Source organism: Candidatus Melainabacteria bacterium (genome assembly GCA_003963305.1).
Classification (GTDB): Bacteria; Cyanobacteriota; Vampirovibrionia; order Obscuribacterales; family Obscuribacteraceae; genus PALSA-1081.
On the sequence record RXJR01000021.1, the window covers coordinates 65,759 to 91,390 of the forward strand.

The 25,632-nt window shown below is 49.5% G+C and carries 19 protein-coding genes and 3 tRNA genes; 11 read left to right on the top strand and 11 right to left on the bottom strand.

All coding sequences use genetic code 11. From position 1 onward, the window contains the following. Window positions 1-4 precede the first annotated feature (4 nt). The 3 genes from EKK48_20265 (at window position 5) to EKK48_20275 (ending at window position 2,804) form a co-directional block, all read left to right on the top strand. Window positions 5-556 (top strand): hypothetical protein, encoded by a 552-nt coding sequence (locus EKK48_20265; GenBank protein ID RTL38776.1) that lies wholly within the window; start codon window positions 5-7, stop codon window positions 554-556. Between the two features lie 141 nt (window positions 557-697). After that, window positions 698-1,963: a tetratricopeptide repeat protein gene (locus EKK48_20270; protein RTL38777.1), complete on the top strand. Its 1,266-nt coding sequence runs from the start codon at window positions 698-700 to the stop codon at window positions 1,961-1,963. Between the two features lie 172 nt (window positions 1,964-2,135). Continuing rightward, entirely contained in the window at window positions 2,136-2,804 is a 669-nt protein-coding gene (locus EKK48_20275; GenBank protein ID RTL38778.1) for a hypothetical protein, read from the top strand. An 85-nt stretch (window positions 2,805-2,889) separates the two neighbouring features. Here the strand turns inward: EKK48_20275 and EKK48_20280 are convergent, their stop codons facing one another. Together EKK48_20280 and EKK48_20285 are read right to left on the bottom strand one after the other, a co-directional pair. Next, complete coding sequence (locus tag EKK48_20280; protein ID RTL38779.1) at window positions 2,890-3,885, bottom strand: hypothetical protein; 996 nt, start codon at window positions 3,883-3,885, stop codon at window positions 2,890-2,892. 96 nt (window positions 3,886-3,981) lie between these two features. Beyond that, window positions 3,982-5,067 (bottom strand): hypothetical protein, encoded by a 1,086-nt coding sequence (locus tag EKK48_20285; protein ID RTL38780.1) that lies wholly within the window; start codon window positions 5,065-5,067, stop codon window positions 3,982-3,984. Window positions 5,068-5,613: 546 nt separating this feature from the next. On the opposite strand from EKK48_20285, the gene EKK48_20290 reads away from it, so the two are divergent. After that, window positions 5,614-7,041 (top strand): hypothetical protein, encoded by a 1,428-nt coding sequence (locus EKK48_20290; GenBank protein RTL38781.1) that lies wholly within the window; start codon window positions 5,614-5,616, stop codon window positions 7,039-7,041. A 99-nt stretch (window positions 7,042-7,140) separates the two neighbouring features. Here the strand turns inward: EKK48_20290 and recQ are convergent, their stop codons facing one another. The 3 genes from recQ to EKK48_20305 form a co-directional block, all read right to left on the bottom strand. Beyond that, a complete protein-coding gene (recQ, locus tag EKK48_20295; GenBank protein RTL38782.1) occupies window positions 7,141-9,021 on the bottom strand; it encodes a DNA helicase RecQ in 1,881 nt (626 codons plus the stop codon). A 109-nt stretch (window positions 9,022-9,130) separates the two neighbouring features. Next, entirely contained in the window at window positions 9,131-9,454 is a 324-nt protein-coding gene (locus tag EKK48_20300; GenBank protein ID RTL38783.1) for a hypothetical protein, read from the bottom strand. 252 nt (window positions 9,455-9,706) lie between these two features. Continuing rightward, window positions 9,707-10,213 (bottom strand): hypothetical protein, encoded by a 507-nt coding sequence (locus EKK48_20305; GenBank protein RTL38784.1) that lies wholly within the window; start codon window positions 10,211-10,213, stop codon window positions 9,707-9,709. Between EKK48_20305 and EKK48_20310 the strand changes: the two genes are divergently transcribed. Then, window positions 10,158-12,053: a bifunctional metallophosphatase/5'-nucleotidase gene (locus tag EKK48_20310; GenBank protein RTL38785.1), complete on the top strand. Its 1,896-nt coding sequence runs from the start codon at window positions 10,158-10,160 to the stop codon at window positions 12,051-12,053. The genes EKK48_20305 and EKK48_20310 overlap by 56 nt on opposite strands. Window positions 12,054-12,249: 196 nt before the next feature. Here EKK48_20310 and EKK48_20315 read toward each other — a convergent pair whose 3' ends face one another. Next, window positions 12,250-13,170: an HAD family hydrolase gene (locus EKK48_20315; GenBank protein ID RTL38786.1), complete on the bottom strand. Its 921-nt coding sequence runs from the start codon at window positions 13,168-13,170 to the stop codon at window positions 12,250-12,252. Window positions 13,171-13,715: 545 nt separating this feature from the next. Next, window positions 13,716-14,780: a tetratricopeptide repeat protein gene (locus EKK48_20320; protein RTL38787.1), complete on the bottom strand. Its 1,065-nt coding sequence runs from the start codon at window positions 14,778-14,780 to the stop codon at window positions 13,716-13,718. A gap of 131 nt (window positions 14,781-14,911) precedes the next feature. Between EKK48_20320 and EKK48_20325 the strand changes: the two genes are divergently transcribed. Further along, window positions 14,912-16,477 (top strand): aldehyde dehydrogenase family protein, encoded by a 1,566-nt coding sequence (locus tag EKK48_20325; GenBank protein RTL38788.1) that lies wholly within the window; start codon window positions 14,912-14,914, stop codon window positions 16,475-16,477. Between the two features lie 2 nt (window positions 16,478-16,479). Here EKK48_20325 and EKK48_20330 read toward each other — a convergent pair whose 3' ends face one another. Further along, complete coding sequence (locus tag EKK48_20330) at window positions 16,480-17,682, bottom strand: cysteine desulfurase (GenBank protein ID RTL38789.1); 1,203 nt, start codon at window positions 17,680-17,682, stop codon at window positions 16,480-16,482. Between the two features lie 34 nt (window positions 17,683-17,716). Here EKK48_20330 and EKK48_20335 point away from each other — a divergent pair, with 34 nt between their 5' ends. After that, window positions 17,717-18,745 (top strand): iron ABC transporter permease, encoded by a 1,029-nt coding sequence (locus EKK48_20335; GenBank protein RTL38790.1) that lies wholly within the window; start codon window positions 17,717-17,719, stop codon window positions 18,743-18,745. After that, window positions 18,745-19,566 (top strand): ABC transporter ATP-binding protein, encoded by an 822-nt coding sequence (locus EKK48_20340; protein ID RTL38791.1) that lies wholly within the window; start codon window positions 18,745-18,747, stop codon window positions 19,564-19,566. The genes EKK48_20335 and EKK48_20340 overlap by 1 nt, the downstream gene beginning before the upstream one ends. Before the next feature lie 89 nt (window positions 19,567-19,655). On the opposite strand, the gene EKK48_20345 is transcribed toward EKK48_20340, so the two are convergent. Further along, on the bottom strand, window positions 19,656-20,522 hold the full coding sequence (locus EKK48_20345) for a hypothetical protein (GenBank protein ID RTL38792.1): 867 nt from the start codon (window positions 20,520-20,522) through the stop codon (window positions 19,656-19,658). Window positions 20,523-21,242: 720 nt separating this feature from the next. Beyond that, the gene (locus EKK48_20350) at window positions 21,243-21,473 is read right to left on the bottom strand and encodes a hypothetical protein (GenBank protein ID RTL38793.1); all 231 of its coding nucleotides are present in this window, start codon (window positions 21,471-21,473) and stop codon (window positions 21,243-21,245) included. Between the two features lie 151 nt (window positions 21,474-21,624). Here EKK48_20350 and EKK48_20355 point away from each other — a divergent pair. The 3 genes from EKK48_20355 to EKK48_20365 all read left to right on the top strand — a co-directional run bounded on the left by EKK48_20355 (window position 21,625) and on the right by EKK48_20365 (window position 21,853). Further along, a tRNA-Gln gene (locus tag EKK48_20355) sits at window positions 21,625-21,695 on the top strand. 4 nt (window positions 21,696-21,699) lie between these two features. Then, window positions 21,700-21,775, top strand: a tRNA-His gene (locus EKK48_20360). Between the two features lies 1 nt (window position 21,776). Further along, window positions 21,777-21,853: transfer RNA gene (locus EKK48_20365), tRNA-Leu, on the top strand. A gap of 345 nt (window positions 21,854-22,198) precedes the next feature. Here the strand turns inward: EKK48_20365 and EKK48_20370 are convergent. Continuing rightward, window positions 22,199-25,612 (bottom strand): CPBP family intramembrane metalloprotease, encoded by a 3,414-nt coding sequence (locus tag EKK48_20370; protein ID RTL38794.1) that lies wholly within the window; start codon window positions 25,610-25,612, stop codon window positions 22,199-22,201. Window positions 25,613-25,632: the final 20 nt, after the last annotated feature.

Here is a 25,632-nt window from a genome sequence, read left to right on the forward strand (position 1 = left end):
AGCGATGATTAAAGCGCAAGAGAACATCGAAATCATTACCCAAGCGCCAATCCAGTCGCTGAAATTGCCGCTCGGATGGTTCGAAGACGAACCGGACTACGGACCTCTGCCAACCTCGTTCAAGCGACGCTTCCGCTCATTTGTTGCACCAACTTCCGAGCTTATGATCTGCTACCGAGGGCAACCAATCGACCCCGACAGCTGCGAAAACTTGATGCGCTTGCTGAGCGAACGCACACAAGTTCTTACAAAGTCAAAAGTCAACGCGATTAGCCAGGTGCTCGGCAACATGAGACACGAATCAGTCTTTCGAGCGTTGCTGATTCGCACCGAAACGATTTGCGCCCGCAATGTTTTGACAGTCGAAGGAAGATGGTCAAACGGAGACGACGCTTACTGTCTTTTCCTGCCGGAAGAACCAGGCAGCAGCCACATCATCGAGCTGCACTATCAAGCACCCAAAGAAGAGTTTCGGAAAAATCTCGCTGCTATGCGGGGTGCATTTGCATCGCTGACCTGGATTTCCAACACACTTAGTGACCAAACGAACGAGTGAACAAACGAGTGAACGAACGAATCAACGAATGAATGATTGAATGAATGACAAACGAGTGAACCAACAATAGGAACTGGCTAAATTGACCAGAGGCAACTGGCGAAAAAATTGGCGATAGGCAACTAAAAAACAAGGCTAAAAATGGAACGCACAGATTCACGAGACGATAATTCACTGACGACAGCAGTCGCTGATGGATTCCACGCTGCGGTATACTCGGGACTGCAGCAACCGTACGATGCGATTCGGCAAATCGCCGGACAAGTGCACATCGACCTGCCAAATGCGCATCTGGTCTCAGCTCCAGAGCAGGCGACGTCCGGCTCCGCAGCCTGGGTAGCCGAATCTGTAGGCAGTGCCGCAGGAATGATACCGTGGGTGATTGCATCCAACAAACTGGTACGGGCGGGCGGTTCCCTGGCAGGAATTGGCAGAGAAGGCGCAGCCCTGGCTTCCGGAATGGGAATAGCTGAAGCAGGAATGACCGGCGCCGTCTACAGCACCCTATTTCAACCGACTCAAACCAACGGTAATTTCCTTTTCAACAAGGCTGCTGACGCTGGTATTGCATTCAGTACTTTTGCCGCAGGCGCCGGTATCAACAACATGGTTCGACCGATGTTCGGCTCATTCACATCAGAGCTAGCCAACCGCGCCGTTAACGCCGGAACAGCCTCGATGGCAGGCTTTGGCGCCGGCATCGTAAGCGCAGAAGCCGGAAACTTGTTAGGCAAACCACATCAAGATGTCATGCAAACGGGATTGAAATTTGCTGTGGCTGGTGGCGTATTCGGTGCCACATCCAAAAATGGATTCACCAGTGAAACAGAAATCGGAGCAAGCAAAAACGGCTTCGATTCCAAAGTAAATGCTATGTCCAAAAACCTAGGACATAGCGGCGATCCGATTGTCAGCGGTACAGTTGCAAGCGAACGTTCTGCCCCATATTTCGCCGAAAGGTTGTCAGCACCAGCGAAAAGCGGCGACCTTTTCGGACCGCGCCCAGAGGTGATTGAACAAACGTTGCCTGAAGTAAAAGCACGCTATGGAGAAAACAGCCCTGAACACGCCTCCACACTGGTCCAACTCGGTGATGCGCATATGACTCAAGGTAAATTGTCCAGCCCGGGGGCTGAAGCAAGCTATCTGGAAGCATTACGCATTTTCAGTTCGCACGGAGCCGATACGCCGCAGACAGCCTGGGTTTATGACAAATTAGCAACTGTCAAGCAAGTCTCTGGAGACACGGTGGGCGCAGCTGCAAATCTCTCTAAAGCACTCGAAATCTGGCAATCGTCATCGAGAGAGAGCGCTCTTCCCGCCGAAAGCTACATCGCCCGCAGAACGGAAGATCTGGCGCGCTTGCAAACGCTGAACAGGTTTAATGCGACAAAGCCTGGCGATTGATAGTTTGTTCTTTTCTTTCACATCTCCTGTTTGATTCGATCCATGATGACGATATCCGACTTATACTTAATAGGTCGGAGCCGGGTGTCGCCGGTCCATCACAAAGAATCCAGACCCTGTTAGTCTGGTGGCAGAAGCGACATTCAGACAACCATCGCCAGAGGGGTCAATCATGAGTTTTTTCGACAAACTATTTAAAGCAAAGTCCCAGCCTGAAGAAACTGAGGACGAGGAGAAAAAACGCTCGGATGAATTGATGGAGCGTTTGAAGATGCGTCGAGGACAAGAGACTGGCAAATGGCTTCTGATGATGGAGAATGCCAGCAAAGAGCCGCCACCTGCCGGCCCGCCGCCCACCATTGAAGGAATCGACGAGAGGCAGATTCTCGATGAGAAGCCATACACACCGCCAATAGAAGCACAATTTATGTCGCTCGCTCCTGATAGTGCAGAAAGTGCAGTCACTCCATTCGGTCAAAACGCCAATGCGCAGCCCAAAGAAGCTGAAGTGATTGCGGAAGCTTCATCCGAATCAACTCAGACTGAGACTGTTGTTCGAGAACAGCCCCAACAATCGGCGGCTCCAGCGACTAATGTTGAAGCTCAAGGAAGCGGTTTTCAATCGAACCGGTTGCGTGATCAAATTAACATGCTTTCTACATGGAAAGCCTGCGATGCATTAATCAAGGTTATCGATTCTGACCTGGCCTGGTTAGTGGGTAGACAGGGATCCACCGACCTGGATGCAAAACAATCCCAATACCTGACAGAACTGAGTGCCGAACTGCACACCCTAAAGGGTCAAATAGACGGGCTTATGGAAAACTATCTCCCTCGCTAGATTTGGATTCGATACAGTGTTAGAAAAATGCGAGAATGTGCATCATACCTTGCGCAGTCTCACCATATCTCTTCAGGAGCGTGAGTCAGAACTCTGGTTGAGAAGGCAGTATCTTATGCTTTCTCCTCCAGATGAAAATCCCGGCAATTGGCGTGCCCACCGCCGTCAAGATTGCAGAGCAGAATATAGCAGTCAGAACTAAGCTGAGAAGACGTCTCAACTCAGAGATCTCTTTATGCAAACCACTCAACTCCTGCTCAAGATTGGTAATAGGGTTTTCCATGTTACCGAGCGGTCTGCGTATAGCACCGAGTTCACTGTGAACTGACAAAAGTTCTGTGTTCGCACCAACAAGCTGTCCATGAAGTCCAACAAGTTGTTGATCAAGATTCTTCACGGGTGCCGCGATGCTTTCAAGCGGTTGCTGTATCCGCATGATTGGTGCTTTAATCACAGCGATATCTTTTCGCATGTCTCGTATATCTGACCGCATTCCTCCAAGACTTTCCTGCGTATTGGCGATTGAACTTTCCACACTAAGCATACGAGCCTTAACGGACCGCAATGGTTCCTCAATGCTGTCCATGTGCCTGTTTGTTGCTTCAATACCTTTGGTTATCGATGACATCTTGGATAACACAGATTCCAACTCACCATGGACGGTATCAAGATGAGTATTGACGGCATTTATCCGCTTTTCCGTCGACGCCACCTGCTCACGCAAATCAGTGAGAAGCGGTTGAAGAGAGGCCAGGGGTGCGGTCAAGTTAATGATTTGCTTCTGTAATCTAACAGTTTGCTCCTCAAGTGTGATTACGGGTCCGAGAAGCCAGCGAATCGGATTCAAGCTGGCTCGTTTCGGAGCAACATGCGATTCAAGAACAGGTTGGGTTTCGGCTTTTAATTCTCCATTGAGGGCGCCGGGCGAATTTGATGATGACGCGACAGTAAGTGAATCACGAGAATGAACTGATTGAGCCATAGCGATCGGAACAGCTGCAAAAAATATCCAAACTAAAACTGGAAAAAAACATCTTCCGCTGGAAATAACAGAATCGACTTTTAAATTTATACTGCTCATTTTTGCGCTGCCGCTCTGTTGCTAAACTTCGGTTAGGCTCAGAATATAGCGAATTCTATTCGGCAAAAGGTTAATTCACAGAGACTGTCTGTTGACTCAATAACGGAGAATGGCCGCCAAGCGAGAGTGCTCACTCAAACGGCCTGGTTCATAGAAGGTGACAAGACCACCTGTGCGCAAAACCTGCTCAATAATTTGATCAATAGCATCATCGTGCACCCCAGGAAGAGTTGAATCCTCTACAGGTTTAGGATTGATACCGATGGCATCTGGCTTGGCCGGAACATAGAAATCTTCCTCTACGAGTAGGCTCTCAATACGACCTTCCTGAGCGACTTTCCAGACCTCATCAAAACCAACAGCATACTTGTTTTGTCCAATTGAGTCACCGAACTTCTCAAGAATCGAAGTTCGTTGAGCTGCGAAATGATCCTGAACAAGCGGCCACACGAGTTTTGCCAGTTCCGGCGGGGTAGTACTATCGTGACTGCCTTGCAAAGTGCCGGCGATGTAAGACTTGTTGGCAGAAATTTCGTCAAAGAAAGCAAGATTACGGTCAACTCCCACAACAATCAAGGGCAAAGGATCTTGTCTGAGCGCTTCACCAACAGCCTGATCCACACCTCTAAAAAACTGCCGATCTTTATCGTCTCTGTGAGCTGAGATGTTAATGCCTCGCCCACCCGGTAGCTTAGTTGCGCCCCCAGGTCCCTGGTGAGTAAATGGGAAGCCATAGTCTTCAACTTCGGCCAAAGTATCAACGTAACCGTCATAGAGTCGCGTGGGTTGCTCACTGAGTACAAGAACCCAATATCTATGACTGCGTTTCATAGCAAAAACGGCATCCCTGATGGCGAACGAACTGTCAATCACAACGCGCTCGTTTATAGTGAAAGGCAAATAGTACTTCTTGCAAACATTCTTACTGACGTAAATAGCCAACCCATCAAGGGTTGTTCGATAATCGATGCGTTCAACAATTTCATTCAGCCGCTCAAGTAGATCAGCAGCTTCGCGCTTGCCAAACTCTTCAACAAGCCGATTGGTAGCTTCGGAGACAAGGTTTTTGACTCTTATGGGGTCTTGCTGATTGTCTCCAGACCATCTGTGCGTGGGAAGAAGAATTGATAGAGATGGATACTCTTTTTGGCTTAATAGCTGCATTATGTCCAGTTTGTTCACAACACTCTCCTCGATCTGGCGACCGAATCTGTTAACGACTAGATTGCACATGCCCCCGAAATGCAAGCTCGAACCGAAGTTTTATACATCTTTAATTAGACTGAAGACCAAAAGCTGGGTTGACCGCATTGATCAACATTGCCAGGCGAATCAACATGATGGTGATGATGGAACGATGTAAACCGACTGAGAGTCATTGTTGTTTAACTGAGCGAGAATTCACCACTCACGGTGACATGGAAAAACGGCTGGTTAGAATCTCTAGTTAGAATTATGTGTTTGGAATTTGCTCGCGTTTAAAAATTCAAAGCATGATTTGAGAATCACCTCGGTGGTAGTAAAGCGGTCTGGCAGCGGGACACCGGAATGTCTCTTTTGTGTAAAAGAATTCTAGCGATGGCGGTGCTAATGTCCGTGTACTTTAGCGAGCAATCAATGTTATTGCCCTGTTTAGCTGATCAAACTACTGAAACAAGCGAAGTTTCAACTCAAATTCAGCCAAACTGCTTACCACGAGTAACTAATAGTTCAAGCTTGAAAAGTGCATTGCAAGTTGCAAACACTCTCTCAGCACCTGATGCACATGATGTGCCGCCTTCAGGAAGTTCTTCTCCGGGCGCAGAGCAAAAGCTCGAGCTCCTCACCAAGCAGATAGCGCAACAGGAAAATACGCTGATACGACTGAATACAAATTTTCGCATCGAGTGCACACACGTCGGCAAGTGGAAACCCCGGCGCCTGTTTCTCTACAACCTTGCCGCATCTGGATGCGGCACTGCAGGTAGTAGCAGCATTGCCTCGACACGATGGAATTTTTACAGCCATCCGCGCTCAATGGCTCGCTCTACGGCATGGAGCGGTCCAGTTTGCCTTTTTACATCACATTGCATCTCTCTTGGCGCAGTACTGGCAGAGACAACTATTGATCTTATAAATGACAGTAAGGTGAGAAAGAAAGGATTTGATATAAACACTACTCACAAACGAGTACTAGCGATAAAAAGCGATCTAGACAGACTTCTTCAAGAGCGCCAGTCTATTCTTGAGCACACTGATGATTTCACCCTCTCTGATTTGGAGTTGGCCAGGGCAGAAGGTCGGGTGCTCACGGACGTCAGAGATTTATCTCTTGACGAGTACTCGCAATTTTTTGTCAGGGCACATAAGTTTTTTGCTAATCGCGCGGCCAATTCTTTTATGGGTATGACTGCCGCAAGCACTGGGGGTTTTGGAGGCACGCTTTTTGGCATTTTGAGTGCTGCTCACAGACGTCCGCGACTGGTCGGCACGGCAGGTATCGGCTTTTTAATTTCAGGTGCCACCATCGTCGCCACACCGGGAACTGGAAGAGTCGTGGCAAACTTAGCAGGCCAGCGTGCCCGCAAGAAAATCTACTCGCAACTGAATCTCTCTAAAACGGCATCATCGGTTTCTCAACTCAAAGCAGACATAGCTAAGCTCGAGCAACTTGCATCGAAAACGACTATTTCTGAACACTACAATCTGCAAAACCTTTTCAGACGCCTGAGTGCTTATGACAAGCAGGGCAAACTGTTTACTGCTCAAAATGAGATAAATGCGGGGGAAATAAAAAAGGCTAACGCAGAATTGAAAGAAAGAATGCTGTTTGCCGCCTTAATCGGTAGCTCAAAGATGAGCTGGGGTATTAACAATATCAATGCGGGATTCGGTTTTCAGCCAAGATCGTTATTGCGGGTAAACACAGACAGCGGCAAGGCTCGAGCTGAATTTATCAATGATCCTGAACCTTCCAGGCTGTTCACCGAGAGAGTAGCCATCGCCGCGACGACTTATATTCCTGGGCAAGGTCTCTGGATCTTCGATACTTTACAGAATCGCACTCGAGAGGAAATGCGCAATCGCACCTTGGCCTCGCAAGGTCAACTGCCTGGTGCGCTGAACAAAGAGCGGCTCGACCGAGTAGACGAGATCGACGCTGCATTCAACTACTAACCTTTGCCGCCAATCAGGCCAGGCCATTGCACGGGCAAATCAAGGGAAACGTTACCAGATTCCGACAGAGGGCAGCTCCGCTCTAGTTCTGTGCTGGTTCTAGAATTTGCAGTGATCGCTAATTACCTGCAGAAATTCCTCGCCGAAATTTTCAAGCTTGGCATTTCCTATTCCCTTGATCCGCGACATCTTAGACAGAGTGGAAGGCTTGACTGAAGCCATTTCCCTGAGTGTGGCATCACTGAACACCATAAATGCTTGCCAACCTCGCTCTCTAGCAATCCGGCTTCGGGTGGCACGCAATTTCTCAAACAGCTCTTTGTCAATGCCCTGCCATGATTGATCTGCTATTTTGAGTCGTTTCGCACGCAATTCTTTTGTCGAGCGCATCGGCTGCACCAGCTTGACAGAACGCTGTCCACGCATGACTTTCCACGATTCGTCATTCAAAACAATCGCCGCAAAATTGAAGCCGCTCTGCATGGCAACATTGAAAGTTCCCAGCAATCCCAATCCCACCAGCTGGTCAATCCAATCACGCAAATCAGTTTTAGAATAAGTATTGAGAATTCCAAAAGTGCTCAACTCTTCGTGCTGCCACTTGCGAATCGTCTCCGTTGTCTCGCCGCGAAGAATCGAGACAAAGTGGCCTGCCCCGAAACGTCCCTTCTTAATGCGCGCAACACACGAAATTATCTTTTGAGCGATCACCGTCGAATCAGGTACCTCAACGGTCTCGTTCAAACAAACATCGCAAGCATTGCAACTATCGTTCTGGTAAGACTGCCCGAAATACTCAACCAGGGCGCGATGGCGACAAACTGCTCCTCGGCAATAGCGGCTCATTATCTCTAGATGCTGATTTGCAGTTTCCAGAAAAGCACCATCATCGGTATCAGCGGCAAGTTCACCGCTGGCGCTCTTTTCCATAATTGACTTCCAGAGCATCAAATCGGCATTGGAGTAAAGCAGCACACATTCGGAATCAAGCCCGTCTCGGCCGGCTCGTCCAGTCTCTTGTTGATAGTGTTCTAGCGACTTCGGCATACCGGTATGCATGACGTATCTAACGTTAGAGCGATCGATGCCCATACCAAAGGCAACTGTTGCAACGATCAAATTGCACTTTTCACTGGCGAAATAGTCTTGCGCTGATTTACGTTCCTCATTAGTCAGTCCGGCATGATAGGCGACTGCATTGACGCCGTGCTTTCGCAAGGAGCGAGTCAGCTCGTCAACCTGTTTTCGACTGATAGCGTAGATGATGCCAGCCTCACTCTCATGCCGACGCACCACCTCTAAGACCTGGTTGATGGGCTCTCGTCTCGATAAAATTCGATAAGTGAGATTCGGACGATCGAAGTCCCCGACAAGAACCTCCGGATTTTTCAAGCCCAACTGCCTGATGATGTCGTTGCGAACATCCTCAGTAGCAGTGGCAGTAAATGCATGAACAGAGGCATGTGGAAAGCTCTCTTTGATCCGCTTCAGTTGTCGATACTCTGTTCTGAAATCATGCCCCCACTGACTGATACAGTGCGCTTCGTCTATGGCGAATGTTTGCACTCGCAGCTCTTGCAATAAATTGCTGAAATCGCTCATGGCAAGACGCTCAGGAGAGACGAAGAGCAGACGAATCTCGCCTTCGCGAACACGGCGTTCTATAGCGGCACGCTCACTTGTAGACTGCGAACTATCAACTTGTACGGCTGGAATGCCACAGGCCTTTAACCCATCCACTTGATCTTTCATCAAAGCAATGAGAGGCGATACCACCACAGTAGTAGTGCCTCTGACGATCGCAGGTGCCTGATAGCACAACGATTTGCCGCCACCAGTCGGCAGCACGACGAGCGAATCCATGCCGTTCAGTACCGACGCCATGGCCTGCTCCTGCAAGGGACGCAGTGTGTCGTAGCCCCAATGCCGCAGCACAACAGCTTTTACATCATCCAGCGAATGCCGCATTTGACTGACCATTGCACTCCTCCAGCAAGAGAAATCAACAGTAGCAGTTTCAGTTGGCAAAATTCTGGCAGGGCATTATTAAATGCAACTGGATAAACTTTGCGAAAACAGAGGTGAGCGACTATTCAAAAGCCGGTGCAGTGCGAGGAGCGCCAGCCAGCTCGTGAATCGGAAATTTGTAGACTTTGCGCGGGGGCTCTGCTGCCGGTGGTACAGGCTCAGTGCCTGGAGCGGGCATGGGTGTGGCTTTCGCTCTGACCACTTTCTCAGTAACCACAGATGGTGCAGCAGCCTGTCGGCGCCCCGCATAGGACACAAACAAGCACCAACCAAGACTTGCTGCCAGAAACAGCAAGAGCACCTGATCCCAGGTCGACGTAGCCAACAGGTAACATGCGGAGCCGACACCGGCGGCTGACGTAAATGTTCTAAAGGCGCTGCTCATGCGTCTCAAATTTCCTTACTAATTGAGGTGCGAAAGGTGCCGAAAGGCACTCTGGTGTATATAAGATACACCCCACTGAGATAGGCAAAACGCTTGGCAAGCGCGGTTTAGCGGACAGACAGCTTATTTCCGGTTAATTTCGCGTATATACGCTCTACAATTATCGGACTGCGCCTGCAAATCCTGACCAGCACGGGCATACCGGCAGCTCAAAGTCGGCAATTAATTCCACAATGTTTGTCTCGACCCAGACTAAGGCTTTGGCACCAATGGTGCCTTGGCCGATTCCCAGATCTCTCCGTCGACATACTTGACCATCAGCACCCGCAGCATCAATGAAGTCGAATGCGGCTCGATTTTGTCTTGCTTGAATTTTTGACTCGACTGTTGCTGAGGCGCAAGTAGCACCCCATCCGATGCCTGGAACGTTCCAACATTATTTCCGCTATCATCTACAAACCGCAGTCGAAATTTAACCGCAGATATCGGTTTTGGTCCGATATTTTTGTATTCAATGTAAATGCGAGCGTCGAGCGGGGCATCGAACGGGTCCACATCCAGATCCGTCCTCAACCCCTCCACGGAGACGGGACAGCCGGCCTCCGGAACAAATTCCGAGCGAATTGTTCGAACTTTATTTTCGGTTTGACCGTATGTATGTATAACGGGCGAAAACTCGGGAAGCCCTAAAGTGAGGAAGACGATGACGATATTCCAGAAAAAGGCCAGGACTAATTTAGTCAGCTTGCTGCTTTTCATGGTCTTTGGGCTTTTCATGGCGGTAGCGTCACTTTCGGCGAGGTCAGACTCCGAAGGTCTTCATCTTACAATCTTGCACACCAATGATTTGCACGCCCATGATGAATCTTTCGAGGAGCGGCAAAAGTCAATTGGTGGTTTTCCACGTATCGGGCACATGTTGAGGCTCTTTCGAGCAAAGGATCCCAAACACACACTGACAATCGATGCCGGCGACATTTTTCAGGGCACTCCGCTGTTCACCAAATATCACGGCGAAGTCGAAGTAAATATGCTCAACAAGATGGGCTATGACATTTACACGATAGGCAACCATGAATTTGACGACGGACCGCAGAATCTGGCTAGTCAGCTTAAGCAGGCCAAGTTCGATGTAATTAACGTCAATATGGATCTGACCGCCGAACCCGAGCTGGCTGCCATCGTCAAACCCTCTGTCGTCAAACAAATCGAGGGAGAAAAGGTTGCCTTCATAGGTGGTATCACTGCCGACTTGAACTCGGTAGCTTTGAATACGGGCGGGGTAAAAATCAAGTCGGCTGGACCCAACTGGGTTCAACCATTTATCGATGAAGTGGACAGACTCAAAGCCGCAGGCATAAACAAGATCGTTCTGGTTACGCATTGCGGCGTAGAGAGTGACAAGGTTCTGGCTCAATCGATTCCGGAAGTAGACGTAATCATTGGCGGGCATAGCCACACTCGACTGGACAAGCCGGTAATCGTCGAACACTCCGACGGCACAACCACTACGATTGTACAGACAGGCTGTTATGGGCGCGCCTTTGGCAAGCTCGACCTGGTATTTGACAAGAACGGTAAAGTGGTGCCGACTGGCACGGGCTATCGACTGATCAACATTACCGACAAAATTATTTCAGACCCTGATTTAAAAGCTTACGTCGACGAAAAGGTCGAGCCTCTGCTGGGTCTGCGAAAAGAAATCGTTGGCGAAGCGACCGGGGCCTTCGATAACAACTTCAGAAGTTTTCCCTGGGACTCAGCGCTGGGAGATGTAATTACCGATTCGCTCGTCGAAGAAGGGAAAAAATACGGTATCCAGATAGCCTTCGAGAACCGTGGCGGCATAAGAGCCCGCATCGACAAAGGACCAATCACTGCTGAAAAAGTCGAGGAGATGCTGCCCTTTGACAACAAAGTCGTCTTCGCCACCATATCTGGTGCAGTACTTCTCAAAGCGATGGAACATAGCTTTGCCGGGCCGCTTGGGGGAAGTTTCTTTGACGAGCATGGCATGAAAATCGCCTACGATGCGAGCCGACCAAAAGGTGATCGCATTGTTTACGCACTTGTGCAAGATAAAAACGGAGATTGGAAGCCCGTAGATCCCAATGCAAAATATAAAATCGCCGTCAATGACTACAGCTTCAAATCAGGTGAAGGCTACGATTTTTCGGGCGCAGAAAACATTGAGTACGTTCCCGAGCGCATTTCAGTGGCTTTCAGACATTATCTCGATAAACATCACGAAATTACGCCAAACTTGCCAGACCGCATTGTGCCGCTAACAAAGGATCTGGCACAAGTGGAAAAGAAACAAAATGGAATTTATCTGGTAGTAAAAAATGCACCGCCAAATTCCAAGCTCACCGTTGTAGAAGGAACCAATCGCGGCGTCTCAACGATAAACGGAGTGGTTGTACCGCTCTCGAATCCAAAGATTCTCTCAGCAGGATTGAAGACTGGTACGACTGGAACCCAATCCATAAAACTGACAGGCAAGTCGGAAAAAGGCTGGGTCTGCGTTTTCGCAAAGCCAGTCGGCGCAGCCAAGAAAGCGCTGATTAGTTATCCACTAGATGTCGAGAAAGCAAAGTAGGAAGCCTCCAATCGGAAGGCATCCAGAGACAAACTTTCGCGGCTGCAAGTTTGGGCGGATAAGCAAGCAGCGGAGTGCTCGAGAACCTCGCCTGTACCCAGAAAAGCATGCGCCTTTCGGTGCATGCTTTCCCTTTCGTCAAAAAGTGAATCGGTAATTTACCTGTAGAGCCTCATTGTCGGTGATAATTGTTCGCCTAGATGTGGTTCAACAGTTCGTCATACCTTGCCGCTACAGCTGTTACAAGCGACATCGGTACTGGTCGCTTGATTGAGTCTTCGCCCTCTGGTTTGAGCGAGTAGTTCACGAGCTCTTCGTACTCAGCCGGCAAATGATTGCCGTAGTGAGCCCAGACGAATTTGATACCACGGCGAGCAGCAGCTAATCCGTCTTTGGTGAGACTGTCACCGACAAAAATGGACTCCTGCGGATAAACATCGAAGTCAGCGAGAACCCGGTCTACACCAGCCGGATTAGGCTTTTCATAAGAGACAGGAAGAACGTGAAACTTAGTTTGCAAGTTACTGGTTGCAGCTCGCATCTCCTTGACACGAGCCCTTCCATGCTCCAGCGAGATTGGCTGCCATATCTCATCAACGCCTGGCTCTACCGTCTCCAGTGCATACACAGCATCAAGAAGTCCATCGAAGATCTGCTGATTGCGAATCCTCGCCATATAATCTGGCGCATCGCTCAAAGCCACCACCTTGATGCCTTCCTTTTTGAGGGCAGCCAGAGTCTGCAATACCTCTGGAAAAGGGCGCAGATACTTAGTTCTGTTCACATCGAGAGCATGCCAGAAAGGTCTGACAAAGATTTCGCGAAATTTGTCAGGATTTTTGGAAAAATGCTTCCATGCAAAACTAGTCTCCTCCAGAAGCCATGGGTACTCGTGTGTACCGCGCCTGTCAATGACCCGGCCTATGTCTTCAGCCAGCTCGCTCACAGGTGTATCAAGCTTGACACTAATTTCACGAAGAAATTCTCGAATCGCCGGTACGAAATAATCCCAAAACGATGCCAACGTACCGTCTACATCTGTAATAACTAATTTGGCTCGCTGACTGGGATTTCTTCCCAAAATCGCGAGCAGATCCTTTTCTTTCAATTCATACATGGTTTACCTACACTTTCACTTCTAGAAACGGAAGTCGAGCAGATGTCTGCATAGACTTTCCGGATAAGCGATAAAACGCTGTGCTCACGCCAGCTTCGACACATCGCATGTTCGAACCATAGTGTTACAGTGAAAACTAATACTCTTATACTGGCTGCTGAGGGCAGCATTGTCGCTGCATTATGCTGGTTTGCATATGATCGGGTCCTCCAATTTCACCAAACTATTTTTGCCCGTCGGTGACTAAGAACAGGTTAAGGGTGCGGCTTTCTTATGGCAACCCTTTTGTGACTAATGTTACATGTTCGCAAGAACCGGCGAACTGACCAGATAAAGAGCGCATGGCAAGCCAGTTCTAAGATAGAGCGATTAAAGGCACCACAAAAAGCAGGCAAAAGATTTACATCCGCAACATAAGACCATGACAAAAACGCCCTATTTATCGGCATTTTCACACACCGATGCAACGCAATCGATACATGGATTTAACAAGCCAGTTACATTTTATACAGGAGCACCGTATGCAGTGTGGATATACCACCCGCTTATTGCGGTGACGAACTCAATGCATTCAAGTTGCGCTGCGCCTCTGCGTAGTCCGGCTTCAACTGCAATGCTTGCCTGTATTCCGACTCCGCTTGTTCCTTTTTGCCCAACTTGGCGAGTGCCACACCGAGATTGTTGTGGGCCATGTAATTGGATGGATCCACCTTAATGGCAAACTGGTAGTGCTTTACGGCGGGTTGAAGCTGATTATTATGTTGATACAGAAGAGCAAGATTGTAGTGCGTATCAGCAAACATAGGATCAATCTTCAACGCCTTTTTGTACTCGTCGAATGCTTTTGCCAGTTGACCCTGCTTGAAATACGTAATACCAAGACTTGTATGAGCTTGCGCATAGCCCAGATTGCGCTGCGCCTGGGGATAGTCCGGATTGAGTTTCAACGCGGCCTGAAATTCTTCGACAGACTCGGGATATTTTCCCTGGGCACTGTATGCAACACCAAGGTTGTTGTGCGCTTCAATGTAATTAGGATTGAGTGCTATAGCCTTCTTGTACTCCTCGACGGCGTCATCCATTTTGTCTGTCTTTTGATACAGACAGGCAATGCCGTAGTGGAACGTGGCATTATTTGCATCTAGCTTGATTGCATTGACAAACCGCTCATTTGCCTGCTCTAGCTTGTTTTCGTTGGCATAAGTGAGGGCGAGGTTGTAATGAAATTCAGGATTTTGAGGATCGATAGTAACGGCTTCTTCCAGTAACTTTTCGGCGTCGGAATACTTGCGCTTGTCAAACATGAGCACGCCAAGATTGTAACGAGCATCCGCCAATTGAGGATCAGCAGCTATAGCCTTTCGATATTCCAGTTCAGCCTGGTCTAACTTATTTCGATTGTGCCAGATCTTTCCGATCAAGTTATGCGCCCGAGCATTCTTGTCGTCAATCTCGACCACCTTCTGCAGAGTGCCCCAGGCCTCGTCATAGCGCTTATTGAGATATGCCTTCTCAGCCCTTGTGTACATCTTGTCGGCTTGTGTTTCGGCAAAAACGGGCGCGGTCACAAGCCATAGCAGCATCAGAAATTTTACTGAATTGAGTCGCAAAACAGCCTTCCCAGCAGTACTCACACCTACAGTTTATGTTATTCCGCTCTGGAAATCCTGAGGATCGCCGAGTCACCAGGCGGGATGGTTTACAATAAGAGCTTTCAGCCCGCTTACAATGCAATAGTTTCATGGTCGTCAGCAAAACTGCCACAATCCAATCCATAAACCCCGCCACCCGTGAGGTGATTGGCGAAGTCCCGATCCTGGCCGGGCATGAAGTCAAGGACGCGGTCGACAGAGCCTGGAAGGCGTATGAGACGTGGCAGCTCGTTCCATATCATAAGCGTGTCAAGAAAATATTCGAGTTCAGACGGCTTCTAGAAGCAGGGGCAGATGAGATTGCGCAGCTGATCACCACTGAAGTTGGCAAACCAATAGTTGAGAGTCTTCTGGCCGAGATGACGGGTCCGCTCGACACTTGCGTCTGGCTGGCAGAAAATATCGAGACGATGCTGAAGGATCAGGTCGTCCAGATGACCAATCCACTGCTGGCGACAAAGCAGAGTGTCGTCACCTTTGAACCATTGGGTGTAATTGGCATTATCGCGCCATGGAACTACCCATTCTCCATACCGGTTATGACGATTCTGATGGCGGTTGCTTGCGGCAACACTGTAGTTCTAAAGCCCTCGGAAAAATCGCCTTTAATTGGCATCAAAATCGGCGAACTATTTGAGAAAGCAGGTTTTCCTGCGGGCGTAGTCCAGGTGATTACAGGTGACAGAAGCACAGGTGAGCAGCTCACCAGATGCGATCTGGCGCGCATCATTTTTACAGGCTCGGCTGCTGCAGGCACAAAAATCATGGAGCAAGCAGCACCGAATCTGACACCACTCAGCCTCGAACTGGGAGGGAAAGATGCCGCGATAGTTCTGCCGGATGCCCCAATTGACTGGACGGCGCGGGGCTTGGTCTGGGGGGCTTTCACAAACGCCGGTCAAGCGTGCGCTTCAATCGAGCGCGTTTACATCATCAAAAGCAAAAACACACAAAAACTAATCGACAAGATTGTGCATTATGCATCGGCACTGCAATTGGGAGCGCCCAGCGAGAAGACCACCGATGTCGGTCCGGTAATCGACGAAATGCAACTTTCGGTTATAGATGCGCAGGTAAATCAAGCACGAGAAATGGGTGCGGAAATTCTTACCGGCGGCAATCGCAAAGATGAGCTGGGAGGATTTTTCTACCCCCCAACCGTCGTCACCAATGTCAACCACACCATGGACATAATGACCAAAGAGACCTTCGGTCCGGTAATGCCAATCATGGTAGTCGAAACGGAAGATGAAGCCGTAGCGCGAGCCAATGACAGCGAGTACGGACTGTGTGCCTCGGTTTGGGCAGGCGGGCTGAGCAGAGCTGAGGCAGTAGCACGAGACTTGCAGGTCGGAACGGTTATCATCAATGACTGCCTGGTATCGCATGCGATGCCACAAGTTCCCTGGGGCGGCTTAAAAAAGAGCGGCTTCGGGCGCAGTCACTCACACTTCGGTTTGATGGACCTGGTCAACATCAAACACATAAGCATCGATTCGTCAGGCGGTGCGCAAAGAGTCTGGTGGTACCCTTACGGACCATCTCGAGTGAAGACAGCCCGCGGCGGGCTGAAGTTTTTACACGGCACCTTCCCGCTCGGGAAGCTCAAAGGTCTTTCAATCTTCGTCTGGAATATGTTCCGCAAAGCGAAATAGTCTCAAGCAATCGCACCTGAGAGCCCCGCATCAGAGCTCAATTTCATCGCATTCAAAATCTTAGCCAGCAACTCGATTGCTTCCGTACATTCATCGAGAGTGTTGAATGAGCTTGCCGACAGCCGTATCGACGCCTTTGCCTGCTGGTCCGACAATCCCACCGCTTTCAAAACCGACGACGGCTCGATAATTCCCTTATGACAGGCGGAACCGCTTGAAATACAAAGTCCTTTCAAGTCAGCCCGCATCACAATAGCCTCGCCTTCGAGACCGGGTAAAACAAAGCTTACATGACCCGGCAACCGCTGAGTCAAAAGAGAAGCACCAGTGAAAATCAATCCATCGACTTGAGACAAATGCTGCTTGAAAAGTTTCGAAATAGCGAGCAATTTTTCACGATTCTGATTCATCTCGCGACCAGCCAACTCTGCGGCTTTTCCGATAGCCACTATGTTTGACAGGCCTTCTGTACCAGGCACCACGCCCATCTCCTGGCCACCGCCAAAAACAATCGGCATTATGTTCTGCAGCTTCCGCACATACAGAATTCCTACACCCTTAGGCGCATGAAACTTGTGTCCAGACAAGGAAAGAGAACTGATCGGAAGCGATTTGAGATCGATTGGAATTTTCCCTGCCGCTTGCACAGCGTCTGTGTGAAAAAAGATATTGCGCTCACTGGCAAATCTTGCAAAAGATGCAATGTCTTGAACAGTGCCTATTTCATTGTTTGCCCACATTATCGAAATGATGCTGGTTTCACTCGTCGTCTGCGCCTCGAGGTCTTTCAGCGACACAAATCCTTCTCGATTGACAGGCAGATAAGTAACCTTCCAGCCCTGACTTTCCAGATACTGACATGGTCCAGCTACCGACGGATGCTCGATGCGCGTCGTAATCAGATGCCGTCCCTTATCATTCGCTTGAGCGAAGCGGGCTCGACCCAGCAACGCGCAATTGTTGCTTAAGGTGCCGCAAGAACTGAAGTATATTTCATCGGCATCACAGTTGAGCAGCGCAGCGACATGTTCTCGCGCCTGGGTCACGGCGTCTTTGGCATCCCTGCCAAGTGCGTGAATAGACGACGGATTTCCCCACGAACGCGACATGTAAGGAAGCATCGCATCGATTACTTCCGGTCGCACTTGAGTGGTGGCGCTGTTGTCCAGGTAAATCATATTTGTGTACCGGTCAGAAGCTAGCATCCTAACACGACACTGATTTCAGTGCTATTTTAGGTTGCGTAACGTTCTAGAGCCGCATTTGAGTATCATTCTCTTTCGAGTTTCAGCCCTGATCATTGCGCTGGCAATTGTCACCGTAATCAATCTCTGCCTTGGAGACGTGTGCATCACGCCCGAGCAAGCCCTGCACGCAATAACCGACTCAAAGCTGAATGATCCCACCCTGCACGAGATTCTGTGGCAAATAAGGATGCCTCGAATTTGCGTAGCGATGATTGTGGGAGCGGCTCTGGCAGTGTCGGGTTACATATTGCAGGCGTTATCGCGCAACTCGCTTGCCGACCCATACCTGACAGGAGTTTCAAGTGGTGCAGGACTGGCAGTAGCAGTGGCGATGATTTGCAACGTGAGCTTTTCCGCAATTCCCGCCGCCGCTTTTGCAGGCGGGCTAGTAGCAAGCCTCATAGTTGCTTCGATGGCTCGGGGTCCAGCCGGGCTCTCAGTCGGCAGACTACTGCTCTCGGGCGTGGGACTCTCTGCCGTGTGCAGCGCTTTCATCACGATGCTCCTGATTCACGCCTCTAGCGTCGCCCAGGGTCAGGGGCTCTTTTTCTGGCTTGCGGGTGGTATCGCGGGCAGAACCTGGTCTGAATTGATACCAGCTTTTGCGTACACGCTTGCAGGAGTCGTAATCGCACTGGCCATGAGCAAGCAAATCAGGCTGCTCTCACTCGGCACACAATCAGCTCAAGCCCTCGGTCTGGATGTTGGTCGCACTCAGTGGATTCTCCTTGCCGCTGCTGTTCTCATGTGCGGGGCAGCAGTATCAATCAGCGGACTGGTTGGATTTGTTGGATTGATCGCCCCACATTTAGCCCGTCGACTCTATGGACAGGACGAACGACTGCAAATCATTTGCTCGGCAATGCTGGGCATGACACTGGTCCTGGTGAGCGATTTAGCAGCGCGCACTCTCGGTCAGGGTCAGGAGTTACCGCTTGGCACACTGCTTTCACTAATAGGCGGTCCATTTTTTCTCTGGTTAATCGGCAGCAAACACGGCCGAGAGGTACTGCAAAACTAATGGCTGAACCGAAGACACAGATAGACGTACAAAATCTCAGCGTAGGTTTCGACAAGAAGCCGGTGCTCGAAAACGTCACAGTGCAGCTGATTCCCGGACAGGTGATTGCGATCGCGGGACCAAATGGCGCAGGCAAATCTACTCTACTGAAAACAATAGCGCGACAAATCAAACCAATTGCTGGAGCAGTGCACCTGAACGGTGCAGACATCTGGCAGATGCGCACCCCTGAGTTTGCGGGTAAAGTCGCATACGTGCCGCAGGATATCGAAATCTCGACACAGCTGACAGTCGAACAGATGGTCATGCTCGGTCGCAATCCACACCAGTCATGGTGGCAATGGTACGGCAGCGCCAATGACACAAACGCCGTCAACAAAGCTCTCGAAAACACAGAGATGCAGACACTGCGCGAGAAGCCCCTATGTCAGCTCTCCGGGGGCGAACGCCAACGCGCCGCTCTGGCCACCGCTATAGCGCAGGAGCCGCAATTTATGCTTCTAGACGAACCAACCTCACATCTCGATTTCAAACATCAAAATGAGTTACTGAAACTTCTAAAGGGTCTTCGCGCAGCGGGACTGGGCATCATGATCGTCCTTCACGACCTGAATGTAATTGCGAGAATTGCGGATCACGTCGTGCTGCTTGAGCATGCAAGTCAACGGTGCAGCCGAGTCGCCGCCACAGGCTCCGTGTTACAAGCACTGAGCGTTGAAAATCTGAAGCAAGTCTTTGACGTCGATGTAACGGTTTTCGATGACCCTAACACAGGCGAGACCGTCTACAACCCCTTTTCACTCAGAACAGTGCAGGGTTAAGGTGGCGGCGCAGCGTTAAGCAGCACCACACGGAAAGTACTTAATCGCAATAATCACAGACCAGATTAGTTGAACCGCAGCGAAGAGCCCTAGAAGCCTATGCGAAAACTGCCACTGGCATTATGACCGATCGGGATGCGAATGCTTATGCCCGAACGATTCCCGAAGCAAGGTCCACCGTATCCGCCGCCGTATCCATCGTTATAGACCGGATAGCTGCCGTTTCCGAAACATCCGCCGTTGTCGCCATAATAAGGGCGCGGGGGCTCGTGCCGACCGTTGTAGCGACGACAGTTCTCGTTATACATCTGAATTCTTACGGCTTCATCGCAATCACGCTGCATCTGATACTGACGCATCTGGTCAATGCGCTGCTGCTGCTCGAATTGCTGCCTGTATTGCTGCTCACGAGCCATCTCGATGCGCTGCTGCATTATCGCCTGCTGGTCATACTCACGCTGCCGAGCAGCGTCTATACGCGCTTGCATGTCGTCATAGCGTGGGGCCCGGTCAGGAATCCGGTAGCTTCCGTTATATTGAGACCTGTCATTATCATAGAACGAAGTGCCATTGTTCTCTCTTAAGCGGGAGAGATTTGGATCACAGTGGCGGAAGTCCATACGCGAGTCGCGGCGGTAATCAGCTCCGTCGATTGGCGTCTGATTGAAGTATGCATTCTTACAGTGAACATTGTTGATGATGACTGTTCCATCAGCAGTCACTTCACGGGTCGTAAAATTCTGTGGATAGTCACTTGGCCGCATTCTCCCCGGCATTCTATCGCCGTGGAAAGCATCATACTGGTCGTCACCGTTCTGACCGTTTTGCCGACCACTGCCATCGTATATGTAGCGATCGCCATTTTGATTGGACGGCAGCTGGCGCTGATCGCCGCTCCACCTGTACATGTCTTCATTCCCACCATTACCGGGATACGAGCTGGGACGATCGGACATAATGAACTCCTTAAATATGACGCGCGGGCTGAAGGGAACGCTTGCTTATATACATATTCCTGAATAATTGGACTGTCAATGGGAGAAGCCCCACCTTAAACCTTGTATCCCTGAACTGGTGGGACTCTCTTTTAGCGACGGCTGAGGTACACAATCCGTACGACTCATAAAATTATGCCCTCATCGGTCAGAGATGAACCCGAAATCAGCTTTCTATGGAGTAACTATACTGACGGCGTGTGAGCATCTAGTGACATTCCAGATTAAACCGTGCGTAAGGGCTGAGATTCGATAGACAGGTGTCGACCGCAATTGGGTTCACCGCAATTGGGTTGATCCCACTTTCTCGCTCGGAATCGGATCACCACGATTTCCTGATCGGAATCGGGTGTTGTTCGTGATTTCCAGATCGACATCGCGTCGACCGAAATTTTTCGATCGTAACGGGTTGACCGCAACAAGTTCACATCACAAATCAGAATTAGTCTTAGTGTTTGAATCGCAAGGAACGTTGAACACACAAGGAAACATCCTGATTTGCAACAGATCGGGAACACAAAACCAAAAACGAAAGTCAATAAAATCAATGCACCACTTTTTGATTCTTGTGCTATAGTCAAAGAACGTTTCGTCAGGGAAATAAGATCGTGAACCGCGTATTCCAGCATCAAAGCCAGAGTCTCAGCCAGTTTAGCTGGTTGCTCTTTGCGCTGTTGAATGTCACTGCTGGAAAAAATCAAAAGGTTTACGCTCATGATTCTCTATTACAACAACAAGATTTGCTTCTGCAATAACACTGATTGCCCATCGGGAATCAAGCGCAGACTGCGCCATTCCAGCGTCGCTCTGGCGCGGAGCATGCTTCCTCGCAGTAGCCATAGACTGCATTATAGTGCCGGTGGACTGGTTCACCAGCGAAGACGACTCGTCGTCTCGCAGCAAGAGATCCATCCGGCAGAGTCCTGGCAAAAGCTCTTCAGATGGCAGGTTCGGGGCGCCAGTGGTGAAACTCGTCCCAGAAGTTTATCGCTGACTTAAACTACGTTCAATCAAACAATATATGGCACTACATATAGTGCCTCAGATTAATTCGTTCAATTATTGGCCGTTCGTCTAATGGTAGGACCTCACCCTTTGAAGGTGAAGATCTTGGTTCGAATCCAAGGTGGCCAGAATCGTGCATGTCGTCCAGAGGCCTAGGATGCCTGGTTGTGATTCAGGCGACACGAGTTCGAATCTCGTCATGCACTCCAAGCCCGGTTAGGAGAATTGGCAAATCCGCCTGACTTAGAATCAGGACTTTCTCGGTTCGAGTCCGAGACTGGGCACCACGCGCAAGTCGGTTAACGGTAAACCAGCGAGCTCCAACCTCGCGACTCGTGGTTCAAATCCACGCTTGCGTGAATTACAAGCCACCTGCGCACCATAAACGGTGCGCAGCGACACCGCATGCGATCAGCCACGCATGTCGAAATTGTTCACGATGCATAACGCAGCCGTGTAACTCCGTAGAGATGAGGCGAATGGAAGCAAGCTCTTTGCTAAAGAGTCACCGTGAAAGCGGCAGCAGGTTCGAATCCTGTCATCTCTGATTAAACGCCAACATAGCAATGATGGTTCACGCACTCGCCTGAAGAGCGAGACATCTCAGTTCGATCCTGAGTGTTGGCAAAATATTATTCGTGCTTACGTTTGTCTGCGATTAGAACAAAGACAGTAGCAAGCAATGGCAGGCAGAAAAAGCCAACTGAAATTGCAATTTCATTGGTACCCACTATGGCGCCATGCTCCAGCAGCTCGCTCAGACGCATACCCGCCATCACCTCAAAAGCCAGGAAAACATAGCTCAATAAATTCGAACGGAAAACTCTCATTACAAAAAAGAGTCCAACAGCGAGGTATACCGTTGTGGCTATGAATGAGGCTGCGATGTCCTGCCAGAACCATTGCGAGGTGCTCATCAGAACTGCACAGAAAAGAACAAAGATCGTTGAGCGCATTTTCGTCGAAAGAAATTTCTTCCAGAGCGCGGCACCAATAGTAAAAAGAGTCAGGGACAACATAACACCGCTCAACACGGCGGTGACGATATCAGCAGACGGAAATAGCGATGAGAAAATCGCCGGCATAAACTTTGGAATATCCAGACGAACCTGGGGAGTCAACGGCGCCATTACTGAATTCTGCATGAATTTGACAAACGTCCATGTCAGACAAAGACTATAGGAGCCCAAAAGAGCATCCAACCATATGTTGCTTCGCATTTCACGTTCGTATTGATTGTGGGGTTTGAGCAAAAACCCGTGCCGCAGTTGATTGGCAATCGCAGGAAAACACAGACGGATAGTCGCAAACGCAGCAAGCGCAAGCAGCAGATAGCCGCAGGAGACAAGTAAAACCTTGAGAGATTCCTGGGCCAGAGATTGAGCCATAAACGAATTGAGATCTTCTGCAGTGTTGTAACTGTAGAACAACTTCGGCGCACTATTAATAGTAGAAAGAACTGTAACGAGGAGCGCCAATCCACCTACTATCAGGGGACCGGTCCATCTGATCGACGTGGCGCGCAGTACGTGAATAATCCAATACAAGGCGGAAACTAACAAAACAAAACCAAACACATAACGCATCACAGTGTTTAACTGCTGATACCACTTCTGCTTGATGCGAGGCCACGACCATGAGTCTGGCAGGTCGTAATCAATCCTCAACTCTGAAATCTGATCACCTTTGACACCAGCTTTGATTTTGGAAGCTGTAGCGCCGACATTGAATTTCGGCACATTCAACTCGAATTCATAGTCAACACGCTCGGGGCGAACAATCCGGTTTCCACCTAAAACTTTGTACGGGATAAACTCAGGCCGATTCTTCTTCAAATACGCGTCAACAATGGTTAGCGCCTCAGATTCCGACAACCTGGCGCCTTTGCCCTCATCAATATTTTCCAGAATAGTGGCACGCTTGCGTCCATCCGCATTCATGAAGACCCAATAGACCTTCGACTCCTGCGGTTTAAAGAATCGGACTCTCCATTCCAGACACGGCTCAGTCTGAGAATAGAGTTCGGAAGTTAGCGATTTGCCGAGTTGCTCAAAAATATATTGCCAGGTCATCGAATCAGACTGCTCAGGCTTTGCAATCAATTCGATCTCACTTTGATAGCCGCCATCGACAACCATATCTTCCTGTAAATATTTCTTGGCTAGAGTCAGAGCTTGCCCAGAGCCGATAGTCAACTTCTTGTCGGCTCCGATTGGTTCGGGCGTCGGCAGAAACGAAGCCCCCAGACAAAGCAGTGCCGTAACCGTCAGACCCAGGCGCCACCGTCTCGACAGAGGCACATATTTACTTTCAGAACGATCGATCTCAATTTCCACTTTCTCTTTTGGCGGCACTGGAACTTCAGATGCAGCGTTAGAAAGATCCGTAACAGCGATGCCCTTTTTCTTTGCCCATTGTCGACCGACGAATGCGGCAACAAGAAAGGGAATCAGACAAATTACGGCTGGACCAGTCAGCAAGAGCTGGTGGGTTGCAAACACCGGTTCAACGGTGAGAAATGCATCGTACAGATAGTGAGCCACGAAGCAGGGTAAGATGCCATACCTGTTGATAATCCAACCAAAAACCATTCCTACGACTGTCAACTCGACTCCGCGAGCATAGCTTGGTTGTTGCGGATACTGGCTGTGAGCGAAACCCCAGATCACAGCTTGTATAAAGTTGGCCAGCCAGAAATTTTTCAATAAGCGCTTGAGCAGACCTAACCCTACAACCCGACACGACAATTCTTCCAATCCAGCAGCGCTCACGCCAATCAAAGCGGCGCTGATAGCCGGACAAACCGTGCCGACTGTCTTGTAGTCATCGACCCCAAGCGGACAGAAAAAATTGAACTTCTGCCCGACCATGTAATACGAGATCACCCAGAGCATCATGCCACCAACAGCGAGATACCCATATATGGTCTTCTGGAAAAAGTCAGGCTGTGACATGCCTTTCAACGAAAGAAGGGAAGGCATTGCCATGTGCCGAGGCCAGGTCTTGCGATAGATAATTTCACCGCCACCAATCAAACTGAGGCTCAATAAAAATGCTGCAACGATTCCCAGAGCCAGAACCATCAGGTGATTGGTGACAAAATTGGCCATGGTCAATTTTGTTTCGTACTGCGTATCGACAGTGTTTGTCCAGTTGTTGCCTTGATCGAGCAGAAGTAACAGGACCACAATCAGACTGCCAACCAGCGCAAAACGCCAGCGAATGTTGTGAGTGTTCAACCCATAAATGAAGGCTCCGACTGTAGCAACAAGAAAAACAAAAATAAAGAAAGACGCTACTTTGCCGAGCAATTCATTGTTTTCGCGAATCTTTTTATACACTCGCGTCCAGGTGTCGGAAGGCGCAAGGTAATAGCGATAGGTTGAAACCTTATTGCCGGCGATTTCTACGCGAATACGAAGCGTCGACTCTGGAAAACCGGATTTTCGCCATTCAAAATGCTGGTCGACACGATTGGGCTTAACTTCCGTTCCATAATCGAAAAGCTCATACTTGCTCAGATCTTGCTTGCCGATCTTTGCGACAAAATCCTCAGCCAGCCGCTGCGCCTCCTCCTTGCTCAGAGACGGAAGTTTCAAATCATTCTCCAACTTATGGAAGACTGATTTCAGCTGACCGCTTGTGGTATACGCGATGTAGAGCTGCTCTTGATTGAGTTCTTTACAGAAGCGAGTGCGCCACAACCACACCGGAACATCATTTTTCATCAACTGATTAGCGGCCTTGATGCCCAAATTGAACTCCAGTACTGTTTTCGCCTCGTCGTCGTCGAGAAATACTGTCGTCTGAATAGTTCTGTTGAGGTCATAACCAAGCTGCGTCGCCAATTCCCGAGCTTGCATCGCCGCTTGTTTATTGGTCAGCGCGTAGTTTATTGAAGCAGCAGGAAAAACCTGTTTATTGAACAGCGCATAAAAGCAAAAACCGCTTACGGCTATGATTATCCAGAGTGGTCCAATCGAAATTTTGCTGTAGACAGCACCAGCAGCCGGGCTCTCTGATTTATCGGTGGGCTCAGAACTCAATTGGCACCGTATCTGGTATT